Origin of the sequence: Listeria aquatica FSL S10-1188 (assembly GCF_000525795.1) — a bacterium.
GTDB classification, from domain to species: Bacteria; Bacillota; Bacilli; order Lactobacillales; family Listeriaceae; genus Listeria; species Listeria aquatica.
Genome location: NZ_AOCG01000012.1, coordinates 78,545 through 100,100 on the forward strand (window position 1 = coordinate 78,545; position 21,556 = coordinate 100,100).

Here is a 21,556-nt window from a genome sequence, read left to right on the forward strand (position 1 = left end):
TGGAGGAAACCAAACATGGACTTAAATGAACTGAAAAATTATGTGGCGATTGTTGAGGACTGGCCAAAAGAAGGCATTGTCTTTAAAGATATTACACCACTTATGAATGATGGAGAAGCTTATAAATTTGCGACTGATCAAATCGTGAAATATGCGGAAAAACTAGAAGTTGATTTGATTGTTGGACCTGAAGCGCGTGGCTTTATCATTGGGTGTCCAGTCGCTTATGCACTTGGCATCGGCTTTGCTCCTGTTCGCAAGCCTGGAAAATTACCTCGCGAAACGATTGAGATGGAATATGCGCTTGAATACGGGACGAATACACTTACGATGCACAAAGATGCGATTAAGCCGGGGCAACGAGTGCTGATCACGGATGATTTGCTTGCAACTGGTGGAACGATTGAAGCGACGATTAAGCTAGTTGAAAAACTTGGTGGCGTAGTTGCCGGTTGTGCCTTCTTGATTGAATTAACAGAACTTCATGGGCATGAAAAATTAAATGGTTATGATCGTTTAATTTTGATGGATTTTTAAAGAAAGAAAACCATTTTCGTTTAGAAAGTGGTTTTTTCTTTATCAGACTTTAAAACTGCTTTCTAAAGAATATTTAGTCGTGTATAATGAAAGCAAGAATCTTTTCTGGCTGAACAAAAGGGGTGGATAAAAATGGCGAAAGATCAAAATTTAACGGCTGAACAAGTGATTGAAATGGCTTCTCACTATATGAATCAGGAACATCTTTCTATAGTTGAAAAAGCCTATAAATTTGCCCGTGATGCACATAGCGAACAGTTTCGTAAATCAGGGGAGCCTTATATTATTCATCCGGTACAAGTCGCCGGTATTTTAGTCGAGCTTCATATGGATCCACAAACGGTTGCTTCTGGTTTTTTGCATGATGTTGTGGAAGATACGGAGGTGACACTTGATGATTTGCGTGAGGCTTTTGGTGAGGAAGTAGCGATGCTTGTCGACGGGGTGACTAAACTCGGGAAAATTAAATATAAATCGCATGAAGAACAACAAGCAGAAAATCACCGGAAGATGTTTATTGCGATGGCGCAAGACATTCGTGTCATTTTAATCAAACTTGCGGACCGTTTGCATAACATGCGGACGTTAAAACATTTGCCAGTTGAAAAGCAGCGCCGAATTGCGACAGAAACACTTGAAATCTTTGCTCCACTTGCTCATAGGCTTGGGATCAGTCGTGTTAAGTGGGAGCTTGAAGACACGGCACTGCGCTATTTAAATCCGCAACAATATTACCGGATTGTTCATTTGATGAAGCAAAAACGTGGTGAGCGGGAACGCTATTTACAAGATGTGATTGACGGGGTGGAAGAAAATTTAAAAGAATTGCATATTGAAGCGGATATTTCAGGGCGTCCAAAACATATTTATTCCATTTATCGAAAAATGTCAGAACAACATAAACAGTTTAATGAAATCTATGACTTATTGGCTGTTCGAATTCTCGTCAGTAGCATCAAAGATTGTTATGCCGTCCTTGGTGTGATTCATACGAGATGGAAACCGATGCCTGGGCGTTTTAAAGATTACATTGCTATGCCAAAATCAAATATGTATCAATCGCTTCATACGACAGTTATTGGACCACAAGGTGAGCCACTTGAAGTGCAAATTAGAACGCAGGAAATGCATCAAATTGCAGAGTACGGGGTTGCTGCGCACTGGGCTTATAAAGAAGGCAAAGTCGTGAATTCTAAAACTTCTTTCGATAACAAAATGACGTGGTTCCGTGAAATTCTTGAATATCAAAATGAGTCAGATAATGCGGAAGAATTTATGGAATCGCTCAAACTAGATTTGTTTTCCGATGTGGTTTATGTTTTCACTCCAAAAGGCGATGTGTTTGAGCTTCCAAATGGTTCTGTGCCACTTGATTTTGCTTATCGAATTCATACGGAAATTGGAAATAAAACGATTGGTGCGAAAGTAAACGGGAAAATCGTGACGCTTGATTATAAATTAAAAACAGGCGATATCATTGATATTTTGACGTCCAAACATTCCTATGGACCAAGTCGTGACTGGCTCAAACTTGTTCAAACTTCACAAGCGCGAAACAAAATCCGTCAGTTCTTTAAACGCCAAGATAAAGAAGAGAATATCGAAAAAGGCCGTGACATGGTTGAAAAAGAACTTCGGCAAATGGATTATGAACCGAAGAAATTTATGACGCAAGAAAATATGAAACGCATTATCGACAAATTGAATTTTGCTCAGGAAGACGATTTGTTTGCTGCTGTTGGATATAACGGCATTACAGCGCTCCAAGTTGCGAATCGCCTTTCGGAAAAAGAACGGAAAGAGCGAGAGCAAGAAGAACAAACAGAAAAACTATTAACACAGGCGGAGCAAAAGAATAACTCAGCAGAGCAAAACAATGAGAAACTTAAAATTAAACACAATGCAGGGGTTGTGGTTCAGGGCGTTGGGAATTTATTAATTCGATTATCTCGTTGTTGTAATCCAGTTCCAGGTGATCAAATTGTCGGCTATATTACAAAAGGACGGGGAATTTCTATTCACAGGAAAGACTGTCCAAATGTCCAGTCTACGGAAACAGATCGTTTGATTGACGTAGAGTGGGAAGATGCTGATGAAAAATCAAAAACGGATTATAATGTTGATATTGAAGTATTTGGCTATAACCGGAGTGGCTTATTAAACGATATTTTGCAAGTTGTGAATAGCTTGACGTCGAATATCAATGGGGTTAACGCCAAGGTAGATCAAAATAAAATGGCGACTCTTGTTTTGACACTTCAAATTCATAATATCGCCCACCTGCAACGGGTAGTCGATAAAATCAAACAAATTCCTGATGTTTATACGGTACGAAGATTGATGAATTAAAGGAGGAGATAAAATGCGTGTCTTACTTCAGCGAACGAAATCAGCAAGTGTTACGATTGATGGTGAAATTACAGGGGAAATCCCATTCGGCCTTTGTCTGCTAGTTGGATTCACTCATACAGATACAAGAAAAAGAAATTGATGTATTGGTGAAAAAAAATTGCTGGATTGCGTATTTTTGAAGACGAAAATGAGAAAATGAATCTATCACTTCTAGATGTTGGTGCTGGCATTTTAAGTGTTTCTCAGTTTACGCTTTATGCCGATGTTCGAAAGGGAAGGCGACCGAGTTTTACAGATTCAGCGCCTGGAAATGAAGCAGAGGCACTTTATCAACTCTTTAATGAAAAACTTGAACAAGAACTTGGCTTAAATGTGGAAACTGGGGTTTTTGGTGCTTCGATGCAAGTCACGATTACAAATGATGGCCCTGTTACCATTATGCTCGATTCGGATGAACTTGCTAAATAATATATAGATACAAAAAAAAGTAGCGCTTATGAGAAGCGCTACTTTTTTTTAGTTTTAGTTGGTAAAGTAATTGGCTAAACCTTCTGTTACAGCATCTGCAATTTGATTGCGGTAAGAGCTTGAATTGATTCGATCTTCATCTTGACGTGAGCTAAGATAGCCAAGTTCAAGAAGGAGAGCAGGTTGTTCGTTTTCACGTACTACATAGTAATCACCAACTCGTGCACCCCGGTTAGAAATAGATAACGCATCACCTAAACTATCGTTTATCGTATTCGCCAGTTCTTTATCGCGTTTTTTGTAATAATAAGTGGTTTGTCCGCTAACACTTCCATCAGCGCTATCTTCAACGCTATCAAAGTGGATGCTAATAAAGACATCAGCCTGATTTTTTGCAGCGGTTTTATTGCGATCGCGAAGCGAAACATATTCATCTTTGTTTCGTGTCATCACAACTTTAGCACCAGCACTTTCAAGCTTGGAACGAATTGCTTTAGCAGTTTTTAAGGTTGCGCTTTTTTCAACGGTTCCCTTATCGCCTTTTGCACCTGGATCATTCCCACCGTGTCCCGGATCGAGAACAATAGTTGCTTCCGAAAGTTTTGTTGTTTTTGATTTTTGTGGCGTCTCTCCTCCAGAAGAAATATCAACAACCCAGTTCGCCACGTATCCGGTACTTCCATTTGAAGTTTTGACTTGATACCAATCGCCTTGAACGCCTTCGATTTCATAAGTTTCCCCAGAATCAGCTTTTTCAAGAACGCTGCCGCTTAGATCTGGCTTATTGCGAATATTCGTTTCGTTTTCACGAATCGAAATGCTTTGCAGGTCTTTTGAAGCGCTTTTTGTCGTAGAGTTTCGAATCGTTATGTAATCTGAACTTACCCAAGCGTTTCGACCTTGGTATTGAATTTGAGCCCAACCATTTTGTTCACTTACAACGTTGACTTGGTCATTTGTATTTAACATGCCAAGCACGGCACTGTCGGTACTCGGTTTTTCTCTTACATTTAATCCACCTTCAGAAGAAACTACGGCGATACTGTTACTTGCAGCACTAACTGATGTATTCTTAACGAGCCAGCTCGCTACCCAGCCGCTATTTCCGTCCTCAAGACGAACTTTATACCATTTATTTTCTTCTCCGATTACCTGAAGCACATCATTTTTCCGAACCTGACTTGTGACATCATAGGCAAGACCAGGGCCGCTCCGAACGTTGACAACGTCAGCTTCGACGCTGACCGAATTGGCATGGGCCATTGCAAAGGTCACTAAAATTCCAGCTGCAATGAGTGCTGTCGATAAAATCGAAATCAATATGAAATTCTTTCGCACGAAATCGAAACACCCCCAAAGTAAAAGTTAACTCATTCAAATGTTACCATAAAATGCGTTTGTGTGAAACCTTAAACTACTTTTTAGAAAAAACTTGGCTGATATTGACTTTCTTGCCGTTTTCTAGTAATCTAAAAATAATTCATATACTGACCAGTGACGAAGAAAAGTACAAGCTTCACTCCCAGAAAAGAGAGGATTTCATTTGGCTGAAAGAAATCTGTGGTGAAAGGTTATGGAAAGACACTTCTGAGGTTTCAGTCGAAGGATGTAAAGTAGACTGAAACGCGAATCCAGCGTTATGGAAAAGTGGGAATCTAGGATTCCAATTAGGGTGGTACCACGGGTGAATTTCTCTCTCGTCCCTTGTTAGTTAAATGACAAGGGGCGGGAGTTTTTATATGTTTGAATAAAATTAGATTGAACTAAGGAGGAAACAACCATGGAAATTCAATTACCTCGCGGAACAAGAGACATTTTACCAAATGAGATTGGCAGTTGGCACTTTTTAGAAAATAAATTTCGTTCGATTTGCGAAACTTATCGTTATAGCGAAATTCGAACACCAATTTTTGAACATACCGAACTTTTTGAGCGTGGCGTGGGTGATTCAACGGATATCGTGACAAAAGAAATGTATACTTTTCAAGATAAAAAAGGAAGAAGTCTAACACTACGTCCTGAAGGAACTGCTTCAGTTGTTCGTTCTTTTGTTGAACATAAAATGTTTGGTGAAGTAAACCAACCCATAAAACTTTATTATAATGGTCCTATGTTCCGCTACGAGCGCCCACAAGGTGGAAGGCAGCGTCAATTCACACAAATGGGCCTTGAAGCAATTGGGAGCGATGACCCGTCCATTGATGCAGAAGTGATTTCACTTGCTATGAATTTTTTTCCGCTCAATTGGCCTGAAAAACATTTCTCTTGTCATTAATAGCCTAGGAGATAAAGAAAGTCGCTTAAAACACCGAGAAGCGTTAATTGCACATTTTGAACCACAAATTGATGAATTTTGCTCAGATTGCCAAGCACGACTTTATAAAAATCCGCTTCGGATCCTTGATTGCAAAACGGATCATGAACATCCGCTTGTGAAAAGCGCTCCTTCTATTTTGGACTTTTTAAATGAAGAGTCTGAGGAATACTTTTCAAAGGTAAAAGAATTTCTCGATACGATTGGGATTTCTTATACAGTGGATCCGACGCTTGTAAGGGGATTAGACTACTATAATCACACTACATTTGAAATTATGAGTGATGAAGAAGGCTTTGGTGCTAAGACAACGCTTTGCGGTGGCGGTCGTTATCACGGTCTTGTGCAAGAATTTGATGGACCAGATACACCAGGGATTGGTTTTGGGATGGGTGTTGAACGTGTCTTGCTTGCGCTTCAAAAAGCTCAAGTAGAGATCCCGGAATCGAACCCGCTCATTTGTTATGTGATTTCCGCACAAGAGGAAGCAGATGAAAAAGTTGTTCAACTAGTTAGCACGCTTCGAAATCACGATATAAGTGCCGAAAAAGATTACCAAAAACGGAAATTAAAAGCACAACTTAAAGATGCGGATCGCAAGAAAGCAAGATATACAGTAATCATCGGTGAAGACGAAATTCGAACAGGCGAATATAGCTTGAAAAATATGGCTACGGGTGAGCAGTTCCTCGTTACTGAAACTGAATTAATTACAACGCTTGAAGAACAAGCTGAGGGGGACAAATAATGGAAAAAAGAACGACTTATTGTGGAGAACTAACTGAAAAAAATCAAGGTGAAATCGTTACCCTGCATGGTTGGGTACAAAAACGCCGTGATTTAGGAGGACTCATTTTTATCGATTTACGGGATCGCGAGGGGATTGTTCAAGTCGTTTTCAATCCTGAGCTTTCTAGTGAAGCGCTCTCAGTTGCAGAAGAGATCCGCTCTGAATTCGTCATTTCGGTTAAAGGAGAAGTGGCATTAAGACGTGAAGAAGCGGTTAATGACAAGCTTAAAACAGGGAAGATTGAAGTTCTTGCAAGTGAAGTGACGATTTTAAATCGCTCGAAAACTCCTCCTTTCTACATTGAAGATGGAATAAATGTTTCCGACGAACTGCGACTTAAATATCGTTATTTAGATCTTAGACGCCCAGAAATGACGGCTATTTTTAAAATGCGTCATCATGTTACCCGTGTATTTCGTGAAAAACTGAATGAATTAGGGTTTTATGATATTGAAACGCCTTATTTGACGAAGAGTACGCCAGAAGGTGCACGTGATTATTTAGTTCCTAGTCGGATCTATCCAGGTAGTTTTTATGCATTACCTCAATCACCGCAAATTTTGAAACAGTTACTGATGACGGCCGGATTTGATAAGTATTATCAAATTGTCCGTTGTTTCCGAGATGAAGATCTTCGAGGTGATCGTCAACCTGAATTTACGCAAGTGGACCTAGAGACAAGCTTCTTGAGTAAAGAAGAAATTCAAGAAATAACGGAAATTATGCTAACGGCAGTTGTAAAAGAAGTGAAGGGGATTGAAATTCCTCGACCTTTCCAAAAAATGACTTATGAAGAGGCGATGAGACGTTTCGGAAGTGATAAACCAGATGTTCGGTTTGGGCTAGAACTTACAGATGTTTCAGAAGTTGTGAAGGACGTTTCATTTAAAGTCTTTACTGGGGCGCTTGAAGCAGGCGGGGAAGTTAAAGCGATTAATGCTAAACAAGCTGCTGAAAAGTATTCGCGTAAAGAAATTGACGCACTAGGTGAATTTGTTGCGACTTATGGGGCAAAAGGTCTTGCTTGGATGAAAGTAGAGCAAGAAGAACTAAAAGGACCGATTGCGAAGTTTTTTGATGCTGAGAAGCAAAACGAGTTGCGGCAGGTTCTTGAAGCGGAAGCAGGCGACTTATTGTTGTTTGCGGCAGACACAAAAGAAACAGTAGCGGCTTCACTTGGTGCCCTTCGAACAAAACTAGGGAAAGACATGGAGCTTTATGATGAAAAGGAACTCGCCTTTTTGTGGGTAACGGATTGGCCGTTATTCGAATATGATGACGAAGCAGAGCGATTTGTCTCTGCCCACCATCCATTTACTCTACCACGAGAAGAAGATATTGAAAAACTAGAGTCAAACCCTGCAGATGCGATGGCGGAAGCTTATGATATTGTTTTAAATGGTTACGAAATCGGCGGGGGGTCACTTCGGATTTACAAAAAAGAGGTCCAACAAAAAAATGCTTCGTGCGCTCGGATTCAGTGATGAAGAGGCAGAAGCACAGTTTGGGTTCTTGATGAATGCGCTCGAATATGGTACTCCTCCTCACGGCGGGATCGCACTTGGTCTTGATCGAATTGTAATGATCTTAGCGGGAAGCAACAATTTGCGTGATACCATCGCATTCCCTAAAACGGGGAGTGCGGTTGATCTCCTTACTCAAGCACCTAGTACGGTTAGCAATGCACAGCTAAAAGAATTAGGCTTAGAAGTAGAAGAAGAATCTTAATAAAAAGCATCGGCTAGTTCAGCCGATGCTTTTTTTGTCAAACAAAAAACGTGAGTTCCCGCAACTCACGTTTTTTTATTGATTGGTTATTTTTTCTAAATTGTCAACTTTTACTTTATTGACAAGCAAGCCTTTATTGTTTTCATTCGACCAAAATGGTCCTTCCAGTTTTTTGCTGGTTTTTTTATCGACATGTTTCTTATTGTAGAATGTCGCTTCTATGTTATAATGATTTCCTTTTTTTACGGAATTTAAAAGATTTTTTGAAACAGGCAGGGTAACGATCGTACTTCCTGCACCGTCAATTGTACCGCTGATTGTTTTTTTATCCGTGTCTTTTTTGCTGACATTAAAGCTAAACGTTAAATTTACTTTTGAAGAAGCGTGTTGATAGTAAAAGTAACCTCCGCCAAGTAGCAAAATGGCAATCAGCGTAAATATAGGGATTTTACGCATATAACTTCTTTGCGCCTCCAATCTAATAACATCTCTATCCCATTATAACGCATAAATGGCTTCTGGGAAGAGAAACAAGCGATTTCTCATTGTTTTTTTAGAATTGAAAGGCGTTTTTGAGGATTTACTCATGGAAATCTCTTTTTTATATCTAATTTTTAAAGTTTAGCGGTCGTGGTAAGCATTTTCTCCGTGTAAAGTCCAGTCGAGTCCGTTTGTTTCTTGCTCTTCATTGACTCGGATAGGAATAAATAAGCGGATGAGAGCAACGATGATGATCGTAAGAATAGAAACGAATATAACGGTTACGCTGATTGCAGCAATTTGTTTAAAAAGTAGAGCGTAATGACCAGAGAAAAGGCCGTCTGCTCCGTTTGGATTGATTTTGGTTGAAGCGAACAAGCCGGTTGCGATGCCACCCCAAATGCCACCTATTCCATGTAATCCAAACGCGTCAAGCGCATCATCATATTTCACTTTTCCTTTTAACCAAGAAACGCCCCAAAAGCAAAGCATTCCACCGATAAAGCCGATAGGAAGGGACGCTATTATGCTGACAAAGCCAGCTGCTGGCGTGATGGATACAAGTCCAGCGATAGCTCCAGAAATGGTACCGAGTATAGTAGGGCGTTTATGCATAATCCATTCAACGGTTCCCCAACCGATAATTCCCGCTGCAGCGGCCGTGTTTGTGTTGACGAAAGCAGTCATAGCTACGTGATCAATGGTGAGGGCACTTCCAACGTTGAAGCCATACCACCCAAACCAGACAAGGATACCGCCGATTAAAGCAAGAGGTAAATTATGAGGGGAGGCAGTATCCGCTTCTTTGCGGCGACCAATCATGATGGCTAGAACAAGTCCCGTCACGCCAGAACTGATATGGACAACGTTGCCACCTGCAAAATCAAGTGCTCCAAGCTCACGCAAGAACCCACCTTCGCCCCAGACCCAGTGTGCAACGGGTGCATAAACGAGTAAAGACCAAAGAAGAATAAATACGAGATAGGCAGGAAAATTCATTCGTTCAGCGAAAGCACCAGATATGATTGCAACCGTCAAAACGGCAAATGTCATTTGAAACATCATGAATAACAAGTGTGGGATTGAATCGCTGTAAAGTGTTGAACTGGAAAAACCAACATCATGAAGAAAACTCCACTCGAGACCGCCTATAAAAGCGTTATTTGGTGAGAAGGCAAGCGAATAGCCGATTAAAATCCATAGAATAGAAACGATGGCCATGGAGCTAAAACTATACATCGCAGTACTTAGCACGTTTTTGCGTCGAACCATTCCTCCGTAAAATAATGCAATTCCTGGTGTCATTATCCAAACTAATAATGTGCAGAAAAACATAAAAACAGACTCCATAATCAGCTCTCCTTTATTCTATGTTATATTATATAACATGAATGATTTTTCTTCATGATATAATCATACATAATAAAAATATATTTGCAAGTATTATTTGTTTTCTTGTTATTTTTGTTAGAATATATAACATAAATGTAGGCTGGTTTGAAAAAAAAACATTATAGAAGGTAAGATGAAATAAAAAAGGAGGGGGTTAAGATGGCTAGAAGAAGTCGAGCGGAAGAAATGGTTCAAACCCGTTTGAAAATCTTAGATGCTGGGAAGACTCTTTTTATGAAAAAAGGCTATCGAGCTGTAACTACTAGAGAGATAGCTTTGGCTGCTAAAATTACTCAGCCGGCATTGTATCATCATTTTCAAGATAAAGAAGTTCTTTATCTTGAGGTTGTGAAAAATCTAACTGCTGACATTCAATCTGACATGAAGAACATTTTAGATAAAAAGATAAATTGTGAAGCTAAACTTAATATAGTTGTACTAAATTTAATTGAAAAACATCCAACTAATATTTTATTAATGGTCCATGATATTTTAAATGAGTTGAAAAAAGAAAACCAGAAAGTATTATATGATTTATGGTATAGAAGCTATTTTTTACCTATAGAAACAATTTTTGCAGATTTTGTTAAAAATGGAGATATAGAAAGCCAGCTTACATCTAAAGAAGCGACAGAATATTTTTTGTCAGCAATTACTCCACTTTTTATGCCTGTAAATTTGCTATCGACTAAGGAAATTAGAGAAAAAGTATCGAAAAGGATCTATTTGATTTTGTTTGGATTTATGAAAAAAGAGGTATAGTAAAGTGCTTCTTTTTTTTAACCATTCATTTATCAATTGATAAATGAATAGAATAAGGGGGGGATTTATTTTGAAAATTAAAGACGGGATAGCAAAAATAATTAGTGGAAAAAAAGGGCGTTTTGCAATCATTGCTATTTGGATCGTTGTAGCTTTAGGTTTGCAATTCATCCTGCCAAATGCCTCAACATATAAAGAAGATACAGCGCATGATTTATCGAAGTCGGAACCCTCGGTAGTTGCAGAAAAAGTTGAAGATCATTATTTTAAAAAAAATAATGGAATTCCTTTATTGATAACGTGGACAAGAAACGAAGGTCTTTCAGTATCCGATTTGGAGAAGATTCAAGAACTGAATGCCTCTTTACAAAACAAACCAATTCCAAATCAAAATCAGCTGGTTTCACTTGAAAAGGTACCGCCACAAGTCCTTTTGAAGCAACTCTCTCATGATAAAACATCTTTTATCCAAACTGTGATTATGGATGAAGGAACTAGTTCAGAAAAAATAAAAATAGCTATTAGTGAATTAAAAAAAAAGAACAGATGATATATTTCAAAATAACCCTTTTGAGACAAATCTTGATAGTGAAAAGAAACTGATTGCACGCGCTACTGGGGCAGCGGGAATTAGCGTAGATGCTTCAGAACTTTTTAAGGATGCAGATGTTTCTTTATTAATTGCTACAGTGTGTATTGTATTACTTATTTTATTATTAATTTATCGTTCTCCTATTTTAGCATTGATTCCTCTAATTGCTGTTGGGATGGCTTATTTAATTATAACGCCTATTCTTGGTTTTCTCGGAAAAGAAGGAATTATAACTTATAGTTCTCAAGGGCTTTCGATTATGACTGTGTTACTATTTGGAGCAGGGACTGATTATTGTTTATTTTTGATTTCAAGGTACCGACATTTTCTGAAAATCGAACAGGATCGATTTAAATCTTTACGTTTGGCTTTTAGAGGTGTATCAGGAGCTATACTTCTCAGCGGATTAACAGTGATGTGTGCTTTGCTACTACTTCTTGCTGCAAGATACGGCTCATTCCATAATTTCGCAATTCCTTTTAGTTTAGCTATTTTAGTTATGCTACTTTCTTCTTTAAGTTTAGTTCCAGCACTTTTAGGAGTTTTTGGTCGCGTTTCCTTTTGGCCTTTTGTCCCACATCCATCAAAAGAAAATAAGAAGGAGAATAGAGTGTGGGATATGATCGGTAAAATAGCAGTTAGGCATCCAATTATCATTATACTCTTCTCTGTTGTACTTCTTGGAATGGCTTCATTTCAGGTTACGCAAATTAATTATAGTTATGATACACTTTCGAGTTTCCCGGATGACATGCCTTCTAAGGAAGGCTTTCGATTAATTGAAGACCATTTTGGAGCGGGTTATCTTGCCCCTCTTACCGTCATAGTGAAAAATGGGCAGAGTGGTGATCAGGAGGCGCTTCAAGAAATCGAAGGTGTGAAATCAGTAAGCTCAGCTGAACCTAGCTCGAAAAATAAATCTTTTGTAAAGTATTCAGTCATTTTGAATGAAAACCCTTATAGTAAAGAAGCGATGGACAAAATCCCTAAATTAAAACAAGCCATAAAGGGGGATGATAGCCAAGTTTATATATCTGGACAAACTGCTACCCAATTTGATGAGCGTTCTGTTTCAAAAACTGATGAAAAAATAGTAATTCCACTTGTTATAGTACTTATTAGTGTTTTGTTGCTTATTTATTTGAAGTCTATTGTCGCTATGATATATCTTGTTTTGACAGTGCTCTTTTCCTATGCTGCTTCTCTTGGTATGGGGTGGCTAATTTTGCATAACTTCTTTGGGGTTGACGCCATTTCAGGCTTGATTCCATTATATGCATTTATCTTTATCGTAGCGCTTGGCGAGGATTACAATATATTTATGGTTTCGAGCATTTGGAAGAATGCATATAAAATGCCGATTAGTAAGGCTGTACAAGAAGGAGTACATGAAACTGGGGGAGTAATTACTTCTGCCGGAGTTATTTTAGCGGCAACATTCCTTGTTTTGACTACACTCCCGATTGAGCTTCTTGTGCAATTTGGTTTGATAACAGCGTTGGGTATTCTAGTTGATACTTTTCTTATTCGACCTTTACTTGTGCCGGCGCTTACCGTTCTACTTGGAAAATGGGCTTTTTGGCCAAGCATTAAAAGACTTTTCAAATCAAGATAATGTTTTTTTATGATAAAAGGAAAAAGACAAGAAGCCCTCTTGGAACTTCTTGTCTTTTATTTAAATAGCTTAAATATAGAACATATAACCCTCTTGTAGTGTGGTTTCTTCCGACGTATTTTCATGTGCGATTAAATCAGCAAGCGAAGTCTGGTCGAGTACATTTTTTACGGCATCCCGCATGCGTGTCCAAAGTTCACGCTGAGCAGCTTCTTCGTTTTCAATGCTTTCGACAAGTACAATCGGTCCTTCAAGTGTCCGAATGATGTCGCCTGCAGTGATTTGTTTTGGATCACCGTTTAAAATATAGCCGCCATGCGCGCCTCGAATGCTTTTTACAAGTCCTGCGTTTCGAAGCGGACCGATAAGCTGTTCCAGATAGTGCTCAGACAGGTTCTTTTTCTTTGCGATGCTTCGGAGGGAGATCGGTCCATTTCCAACTTCACGCGCAAGCTCAAGCGCGATGGTTAACCCGTAGCGGCCCTTAGTAGTGATTTTCATTTTCGATAAACCTCCATAATTCAGATAAGTAAACTTTGAATTCATATTTATTATAGCGAAGTGAGAAGTCAGTTTCAATGAAAGAACTGCTGGTTTTCTTATGATATAATGGAATGAAGAGAAAAAATGGAGGAATTGAGTGTTATGGCAATGGAACCTTTAGCTTACCGAATGCGCCCAAGAACGCTTGATGAAGTAATTGGACAAGAGCATTTGGTTGGAAAAGACAAAATTATTTACCGCATGGTACAAGCAAAAAAGCTGTCGTCTATGATTTTATATGGTCCGCCTGGAATCGGAAAAACATCGATTGCAAGTGCGATTGCTGGAAGCACAGAATATGCTTTTCGTACACTGAACGCGGTGACGAACAATAAAAAAGATATGGAAATCGTAGCAGCAGAAGCTAAAATGAGCGGTACGGTTATTTTGCTTTTAGATGAAGTGCACCGACTTGATAAAGCGAAACAAGATTTTCTGCTACCTCATTTGGAGAGTGGCGCGATCATCTTGATTGGCGCGACAACGAGCAATCCTTATATCGCTATTAATCCAGCGATTCGTAGCCGAACGCAGATTTTTGAATTAAAACCACTAGCCATCTCAGAGATCGAACTAGCTATTGACCGGGCGCTCTCGGACTCTGAGCGGGGGCTCGGGGAATACGCGGTTGTGCTAGATGATGAGGCAAGAACGCATTTTGCGACAGCGAGTAATGGAGATGTTCGTGGCGCGCTAAATGCACTGGAGCTTGCCGTTGTTTCTTCTCAAGCAGATGAATCAGGAAGTATTCATGTGACGCTAGAAGTTGCAGAAGAATGTTTACAACGAAAAAGCCTTGCTCACGATAAAGATGGTGACGCCCATTATGACGTTTTAAGTGCTTTCCAAAAATCTGTTCGAGGTAGCGATGTGAACGCTGCGCTTCATTATATGGGAAGATTGATTGAGGCAGGGGATCTCGTGAGTATCACTAGACGTTTACTTGTCATGGCTTATGAAGATGTCGGACTGGCGAGCCCGCAAGCGGGGGCACGCACTCTTGCGGCTGTTCAAACGGCTGAAAAAGTTGGGTTACCTGAAGCGAGGATTCCGCTAGCAAATGCTGTTATTGAACTCTGTCTTTCTCCAAAATCGAATTCGGCAATTATGGCTGTTGACGCAGCTCTTAGTGATATTCGAGCGGGTAAAAGTGGAGAAGTTCCCGATCATTTGCGTGATGGTCATTATTCGGGCGCGAAAAAATTGGGAAGAGCGCTTGACTATAAATATCCGCATAACTATGAAAATGCTTGGGTGGATCAACAATACTTGCCGGATTCGATCAAGCATCAGCATTACTATGAGCCCAAAACAAATTCGAAGTTTGAACAAACGCTCGCAGAAGTTTACCAAAAGATTAATCAAAACAAGAAGTAAATTAAACTACTTTTATAGTTTTCCAAAATTGCTATTTTAGAGAATTTGTGCTATTCTAACCATATAAAAAGAAACCCTAATGTATACGTATAGTGCCTACTATTTTTGAACCGAACAATCTTTCTTACCTTGGGAACTCGGTGTTCGAACGCGGCGCACATGCCTTTTCACGAGGACTTGCAAAACGCTCGACAGAGTACCCACCTGCTTATACGGCGGGTTCAAAGGATGGGGCTCCAAACGGTACGATTGGGGTTTCTTTTTGTCTTCTAACTAACAATTTGTAAGCGAATAAGATTGCTTTCAAAAGGATTTGTTGTTACAATAAAAAACGATTAAAATGATGAATCACAGGAAGGGCGCGATGTGTTGTGAAAAAAACAATTTATCTTGATCATGCGGCTACCAGTCCGATCCATCCAAATGCGAGTCAGGTTATGCTTGATGTGATGACAAATGAATACGGGAATCCATCAAGCATTCACGCGGCAGGAAGATCGGCCCGAAAAAAACTAGATGAAGCGAGACAGTTTTTGCGGAGGAGATTGGAGCCGAGGAGCGAGAGATTGTCTTCACAAGTGGTGGAACGGAAAGTGATAATACAGCTATAATTGGAGCTGCACTTGCGAATTCTACGAATGGACGGCACATCATCACTTCAAAGATTGAACATCATGCTGTTTTACGCGCGATGGAATATTTGGAGAAGAAGGGGTTCCAGGTGACGTATTTGCCAGTCAATTCGAATGGTCAAATAGAGCTTCAAGCTTTTAAAGAAGCACTCACAGATGATACGATTTTAGTTTCTATCATGTATGGGAATAATGAGATGGGCACATTGCAGCCGATTGCTAAAATCGGCGAGTTGCTGGAAAATCATCAGGCGCTTTTCCATACGGATGCTGTTCAAGCTTTTGGTCTTATCCCTTTGCAGGTTAGTAAGCTTGGGGTTGATTTGCTTTCTGTATCCGCTCATAAAATAAATGGCCCGCGCGGCGTTGGTTTTTTATATGTCAAAGAAGGAACAAAACTTGAATTTCCGTTTCATGGCGGCGAACAAGAACGAAAACGTCGGGCAGGAACGGAAAACCTAGCGGGAATTGCTGGATTTAAGGAAGCTTTAGCTATTATGCGGGCTGAACGAATTGCTAAGGTAGAACTTTACCGTGACTTTAAACAAAATATGGCGGCTATTTTTCAAAAAAAATGGTTTGGCTTTTGAAATAAACGGACTAGATGAGGAAACGCTCCCACATGTGTTTAGTGTACGATTCTTTGGTGTTCAAATTGAGCAACTGCTCATGAATTTGGACATGGAAGGAATTGAAGCTTCGAGTGGGTCAGCTTGTACGGCCGGTTCGGTCGACCCTTCGCATGTACTCGTTGCAATGTTTGGAGAAGATCATCCCGGCATTACAGAAACGTTACGAATCAGTTTTGGTCTTGGAAACGATCAAGCAGAAATTACGCAGGCTGCTGAGACGATTAGTCAAGTGGTGTTGCGACTTGCAAAAAGAAAGGAAGAGCGAGTGTGACAAAAGCGAACAATCAAATTCGTGTTGTTGTAGGCATGTCTGGCGGAGTGGATTCTTCTGTTACGGCTTATCTGTTAAAGCAGCAAGGATATGATGTGATTGGTATATTTATGAAGAACTGGGATGATACGGATGAATTTGGTGTATGCACGGCAACGGAAGACTATGAAGATGTCATCCGTGTAGCTAATCAAATCGGTATTCCTTATTACTCAGTCAATTTTGAAAAAGAATATTGGGATAAGGTGTTCCGTTACTTTTTAGCGGAATATGAACTTGGGCGAACGCCAAATCCTGATGTCATGTGTAATAAAGAAATTAAATTTAAAGCATTTTTGGAACATGCAGAAAGCCTCGGGGCGGATTATGTGGCAACAGGGCACTATGCGCGTGTTGAAAAAGTAGATGGTGAAGTGAAGCTACTTCGTGGCGTAGACGAAAATAAGGATCAAACTTACTTTTTAAATCAACTTTCTCAAGAACAACTTTCTCACGTAATGTTTCCGCTTGGTGGTATGGAAAAAAGTGAAGTGAGACGAATTGCTGAAGAAGCAGGACTTGCAACGGCTAAGAAAAAAGATAGTACGGGAATTTGTTTTATTGGAGAACGAAACTTCAAGGAATTTCTGAGTGAGTATCTACCTGCAAAACCTGGTTCTATGCAGACTTTTGACGGAAAAGAAATGGGTAAACACGATGGACTAATGTATTATACGATTGGACAGCGTCATGGCCTTGGAATTGGTGGAGACGGTGACCCGTGGTTCGTTGCTGGGAAAGATTTAAAACGAAATGTTCTTTATGTGGTACAAGGGTTCCACGATGACAGCTTATATTCTAGTTCGTTAATAGCGACAGATGTTTCGTTCACATCGAATGAACCTAAACCTGCTACTTTTCGCGCGACTGCTAAATTCCGTTACAGACAAAAAGATACTGGTGTAACGGTCAATCTCTTAGCAGATGGGAAGGCAAAAGTCGTGTTTGATGAACCGGTACGAGCAATTACACCTGGTCAAGCTGTTGTATTCTATGATGGGGAAATCTGTCTTGGCGGCGCGACGATTGATACGGTTTGGAAAGATACAAAGCAATTAGATTATGTAGGTTGATGATTAGGAAATCCATTTTTAAAGTGGATTTCCTTTTTTTTGTGCCTAGCTCACGGCTTTTTGAGGTGAAATATGGTAAAATGTTAAACGAACAGGTGAAAAGAGGTTGGATATGAAAAAATTAATCGGGCTTTCAAGTATTGTTGTTCTTGTCCTGCTTATTGCGTGGGGCTATTTTTATTTTAATACGTCATCAAGTGATTATGCAGAAAAGAAAGCACAAGAAACAAAGCAGGTGGCTATTTTTGAGTCCAATGATACTTTGATCTTTGAACCGAAAAGAAGCGCCAAGAAAACAAGTGTTATTTTATATCCAGGCGCTTTTGTAGATGCCCTTAGTTATGCACCACTTGCTCGTTCGCTTGCAGATGCTGGCTATAAAACCTATATACCTGAGATGCCGCTTGATTTGGCAGTATTTGGAAAAAACAAAGCGGAAGAGATTATCAAACAAAATAGTGACGAGCATTTTGTGATTGGTGGACATTCACTTGGAGGCGTGATGGCTTCGCGTTTTGCAAAAGAGCACGCAAAAGACTTACAAGGCGTTTTCTATCTTGCGAGCTATCCAGATAAAAAGGGGAGCCTTGAAGAAACAAAACTCGAGGCCCTTTCGATTACAGCAACAAATGATGGTGTTTTGAATTGGAAAAAATATGGTCAAAATAAGCGCTACTTGCCGAAAAAGACCACGTTTTTCAAAATAAAGGGTGGGAATCACGCGCAGTTTGGCGCTTATGGTAAACAAAATGGAGACCGGAAAGCAAAAATTTCTGTAGAACAGCAAACAAAGGAAACGAGCGCTGCGATTATTTCGTGGCTCAAGTACGATGAAATGAGGGATCAGACAAATGGATAAAAATCAAGTAGGAATTAAATATATGCAAGAAGGAAAACTAGAGGAAGCTGTTAAAATGTTTACGGAAGTGATCGAAGAAAATCCAAGTGACCCAGTTGGCTATATTAATTTTGGAAATGTCTTATTGTCACTCGATGATTTTGACCGAGCGGAACAGTTTTATAAACGAGCTATTGAACTCGATGATCATGTTCCAGCAGCTTACTATAGTTTAGGAAATCTTTACTTCGAACTAGAGCGCTATGAAGATGCGGCCAATGCTTTTAAAGAAGCTACCACTGAAGGAATGGAAAATAGTGATGTCTTTTTTATGCTCGGACTTAGTTTTACGAAAATGGATCAAAATGCGCTGGCGCTCCCGTATTTCTTACGAAGTGTAGAACTTAATGAAGAGGACGGTGAAGCTGTCTTTCAGTATGCGATCGCACTTGCAAAAGAAGGTGTTTATGAAGAAGCCGTGACACAACTTGAACGAACATTGATGCTTAAGCCAGGGGATGCGGATGCCCTTTATAATCTTGGTGCTGTTTATCTTGCATGGCAAGGCGATTTGAAACTGGGAGAGGAATACTTTGAACAAGCGCTTCAAAGTGAGCCAGAGCATTTACTTGCGCAGAATGCTTTAGATGCTATTCGTGAGCTTCCAAACGACACAGAATAAAAATGGAAAAGGAGATGGGAAAATGAACAATCAAGAAACACTTGCTCTATTTGGTGATGAAGCAGATGAAAAGTTCATAAAGGGCGAAGTTTTGCAGATGATTTTCCATAATCCTGATAATCTATTTTCTGTAACGCGAATTGAAGTAAAAGAAACGAACACGGACTGGGATGAGCGCGATATCATCGTAACGGGAGTTTTTCCGAAGCTCGAACCACAAGAAGTTTATCTTTTTTATGGAAAAATGCAAGAACACGCGAAATTTGGACAACAATTTAAAGCAGAGCGGTTTCATAAAGAGATGCCACAAACAAGAGAAGGTGTTGTTGCTTATCTTTCAGGGGAACTTTTTAAAGGAATCGGCAAAAAAACAGCGGAGAATATCGTAGCTGTTTTGGGTGAAGATGCGATCAGCATTATGCTAAATGATCCGGATCGGCTTAGCGAAGTGCCGAAGTTACCGAAAAACACTGCAGATTCATTGCTTGCTACTCTACGCGAAAATCAAGGATTAGAACATGTCATGATTGGTTTAAATGACTACGGTTTTGGACCACAACTTTCGATGAAAATTTTTTCAAGTTTACAAACAAAATGCACTTGAAATACTTGAAAAAAACCCCTATAAGTTGATTGAAGATGTGAAAGGAATTGGCTTTCAGCGAGCGGATGAACTAGGACGCAGACTAGGCTTAAATGGAAATCACCCCGACCGAATTCGTGCTGGCTTGCTTTTTTCGCTTGATACGGATTCTATTCGTGATGGCAATGTGTATTCGGAACGAGACGAACTGATTGAAAAAACACGAAGTTTGCTAATGGAAAGCGCACCAGAACCAGTTTTGCAAGAAGAAATAGACCGAGAATTAACCGCCCTAGGAGACCTAGATAAAGTCGTAATGGAAAATACGCGAATTTATTTGCCATCCCTTTATTTTGCCGAAAGCGGATTCGCGCACCACATGAAACGAATTATGAAGCAAACAGAGTACGAAGAACAATTTCCAGAATCTGAATTTTTACTTGCACTTGGTGAACTTGAAGAGCGAATCGGGGTTTCCTATGGGAATTCCCAAAAAGAAGCTTTAAAAAACAGCTTTAACTTCTCCAATGCTAGTATTAACTGGTGGACCAGGGACTGGGAAAACGACAGTAATTAAAGGAATTGTAGAACTCTTTAGTGAACTGCACGGGGTCAGCCTTGATCCCCATGCTTATAAAGATGGAGACGCATTTCCCGTCTTACTGGCTGCTCCAACCGGGCGTGCTGCTAAACGAATGAGTGAATCAACGGGTCTTCCGGCCATGACCATTCACCGGTTACTGGGGATGAATGGGCAAGAGGATTTAAGTGATGATTCTGAGCGGGCGATTGAAGGGCGACTTTTGATCGTTGATGAAATGTCAATGGTCGATATTTGGCTTGCCAATCAGCTATTCCGAGCGCTTCCAAGTCATATCCAAGTGATTCTTGTTGGAGATGAAGACCAATTACCATCAGTTGGTCCCGGCCAAGTGTTACGTGATATTTTGCGTTCTGAAATTGCGCCAACAGTTGAGTTGACAGATATTTATCGTCAAAAAGACGGGTCCTCCATTATCCAAATGGCACACGATATTAAAGCAGGTTTTTTACCAGCAGATTTCACTAAAAATAGTAAAGATCGTTCTTTTTTTCATTGTTCGGTCAATCAAATTGCTGAGGTTGTCGATCAGGTTGTACAAAACGCTAAAGAAAAAGGGTTTCGCGCTCGTGATATTCAAGTTCTAGCTCCGATGTATCGAGGTCCTGCAGGGATTAACGTTTTGAATCGAAATTTACAAGAAATTTTTAATCCTAATGATTCAGGAAAGCGCAAGGAGATTTCTTATGGCGATGTCAAGTATCGTGTGAATGATAAAGTATTACAACTTGTCAATCAACCGGAGAAAAACGTGTTTAATGGAGACATTGGGGAAATCGTTTCGATGCAATATGCTAAAGAAAATACAGAAAAGCAAGATATGATTACAGTTCAGTTCGATCAAACAGAGGTGAGTTATTACAAGCAGGAATTTAATCAACTTACACATGCGTATTGCTGTTCGATTCATAAAGCGCAGGGGAGTGAATTCCCGATTGTGATAATGCCCGTTGTGCGTAGCTATTACCGAATGCTTCGCCGAGATTTACTTTATACAGGAGTGACGAGAAGTCAACAATTTTTGATTCTTTGCGGAGAAGAAGAGGCGTTTCGGATGGGAGTAGAACGTGTGAATGATACTTCGCGCAAAACAACGCTTGAAAGCAGGCTTGTGAGTGAAGAAGATCTTGCAAGGCAGTCGAGCCTCAAAATTTTGACTACAGAAAATTTGACTGAAATTGATCCGATGATTGGAATGAATGAGATTTCGCCTTATGAATTTATGGCATAAAGAATTTAGACCGAAAACAAAAAA

Annotated in this window: 11 protein-coding genes, 1 other RNA gene, 6 pseudogenes and 1 other annotated feature; of the genes and pseudogenes, 14 read left to right on the top strand and 4 right to left on the bottom strand. The window is 39.9% G+C overall.

Going from position 1 to position 21,556, the window contains the following annotated elements; genetic code table 11:
- The first annotated feature begins 15 nt into the window (after window positions 1–15).
- The 3 genes and pseudogenes from MAQA_RS09430 to dtd all read left to right on the top strand — a co-directional run bounded on the left by MAQA_RS09430 (window position 16) and on the right by dtd (window position 3,357).
- Complete coding sequence (locus MAQA_RS09430; RefSeq protein ID WP_036073406.1) at window positions 16–537, top strand: adenine phosphoribosyltransferase; 522 nt, start codon at window positions 16–18, stop codon at window positions 535–537.
- Between the two features lie 132 nt (window positions 538–669).
- Complete coding sequence (locus tag MAQA_RS09435; protein ID WP_036073408.1) at window positions 670–2,886, top strand: RelA/SpoT family protein; 2,217 nt, start codon at window positions 670–672, stop codon at window positions 2,884–2,886.
- A gap of 13 nt (window positions 2,887–2,899) precedes the next feature.
- Window positions 2,900–3,357 (top strand): annotated as a pseudogene (dtd, locus tag MAQA_RS13780) (D-aminoacyl-tRNA deacylase).
- Between the two features lie 54 nt (window positions 3,358–3,411).
- Here dtd and MAQA_RS09450 read toward each other — a convergent pair.
- Complete coding sequence (locus MAQA_RS09450; protein WP_036073412.1) at window positions 3,412–4,695, bottom strand: N-acetylmuramoyl-L-alanine amidase family protein; 1,284 nt, start codon at window positions 4,693–4,695, stop codon at window positions 3,412–3,414.
- 147 nt (window positions 4,696–4,842) lie between these two features.
- Window positions 4,843–5,065, top strand: a binding site (T-box leader).
- 72 nt (window positions 5,066–5,137) lie between these two features.
- Between MAQA_RS09450 and hisS the strand changes: the two are divergent.
- Together hisS and aspS are read left to right on the top strand one after the other, a co-directional pair.
- Window positions 5,138–6,419: pseudogene (hisS, locus tag MAQA_RS09455) on the top strand (histidine--tRNA ligase).
- Window positions 6,419–8,189: pseudogene (gene aspS / locus MAQA_RS09460) on the top strand (aspartate--tRNA ligase). Before hisS ends, aspS begins: the two co-directional pseudogenes overlap by 1 nt.
- 75 nt (window positions 8,190–8,264) lie before the next feature.
- Here the strand turns inward: aspS and MAQA_RS09465 are convergent.
- Together MAQA_RS09465 and MAQA_RS09470 are read right to left on the bottom strand one after the other, a co-directional pair.
- Window positions 8,265–8,645 (bottom strand): hypothetical protein, encoded by a 381-nt coding sequence (locus tag MAQA_RS09465; protein ID WP_036073414.1) that lies wholly within the window; start codon window positions 8,643–8,645, stop codon window positions 8,265–8,267.
- Between the two features lie 165 nt (window positions 8,646–8,810).
- Complete coding sequence (locus MAQA_RS09470) at window positions 8,811–10,019, bottom strand: ammonium transporter (RefSeq protein ID WP_036073415.1); 1,209 nt, start codon at window positions 10,017–10,019, stop codon at window positions 8,811–8,813.
- 201 nt (window positions 10,020–10,220) lie between these two features.
- Between MAQA_RS09470 and MAQA_RS09475 the strand changes: the two genes are divergently transcribed.
- Both MAQA_RS09475 and MAQA_RS09480 read left to right on the top strand, forming a co-directional pair.
- The gene (locus MAQA_RS09475) at window positions 10,221–10,823 is read left to right on the top strand and encodes a TetR/AcrR family transcriptional regulator (protein ID WP_036073417.1); all 603 of its coding nucleotides are present in this window, start codon (window positions 10,221–10,223) and stop codon (window positions 10,821–10,823) included.
- Between the two features lie 52 nt (window positions 10,824–10,875).
- Window positions 10,876–13,030, top strand: a pseudogene (locus tag MAQA_RS09480) (MMPL family transporter).
- Between the two features lie 69 nt (window positions 13,031–13,099).
- Here MAQA_RS09480 and cymR read toward each other — a convergent pair.
- A complete protein-coding gene (cymR, locus tag MAQA_RS09485; protein WP_036073420.1) occupies window positions 13,100–13,531 on the bottom strand; it encodes a cysteine metabolism transcriptional regulator CymR in 432 nt (143 codons plus the stop codon).
- 144 nt (window positions 13,532–13,675) lie between these two features.
- Here cymR and MAQA_RS09490 point away from each other — a divergent pair, with 144 nt between their 5' ends.
- The 7 genes and pseudogenes from MAQA_RS09490 (at window position 13,676) to recD2 (ending at window position 21,532) form a co-directional block, all read left to right on the top strand.
- Complete coding sequence (locus MAQA_RS09490) at window positions 13,676–14,950, top strand: replication-associated recombination protein A (RefSeq protein WP_036073422.1); 1,275 nt, start codon at window positions 13,676–13,678, stop codon at window positions 14,948–14,950.
- Window positions 14,951–15,020: 70 nt separating this feature from the next.
- A non-coding RNA gene (ssrS, locus tag MAQA_RS09495) (6S RNA) lies at window positions 15,021–15,210 on the top strand.
- A 111-nt stretch (window positions 15,211–15,321) separates the two neighbouring features.
- Window positions 15,322–16,485 (top strand): annotated as a pseudogene (locus tag MAQA_RS09500) (cysteine desulfurase family protein).
- Entirely contained in the window at window positions 16,482–17,597 is a 1,116-nt protein-coding gene (gene mnmA, locus MAQA_RS09505) for a tRNA 2-thiouridine(34) synthase MnmA (protein ID WP_036073426.1), read from the top strand. Before MAQA_RS09500 ends, mnmA begins: the two are co-directional and overlap by 4 nt.
- Window positions 17,598–17,709: 112 nt before the next feature.
- Window positions 17,710–18,456 carry an alpha/beta hydrolase gene (locus MAQA_RS09510; protein ID WP_036073429.1) on the top strand — a complete coding sequence of 249 codons (747 nt, stop codon included), beginning with the start codon at window positions 17,710–17,712 and terminating at the stop codon, window positions 18,454–18,456.
- Window positions 18,449–19,117 (top strand): tetratricopeptide repeat protein, encoded by a 669-nt coding sequence (locus MAQA_RS09515; RefSeq protein WP_036073430.1) that lies wholly within the window; start codon window positions 18,449–18,451, stop codon window positions 19,115–19,117. Before MAQA_RS09510 ends, MAQA_RS09515 begins: the two co-directional genes overlap by 8 nt.
- 22 nt (window positions 19,118–19,139) lie before the next feature.
- Window positions 19,140–21,532 (top strand): annotated as a pseudogene (recD2, locus tag MAQA_RS09520) (SF1B family DNA helicase RecD2).
- Window positions 21,533–21,556 lie beyond the last annotated feature (24 nt).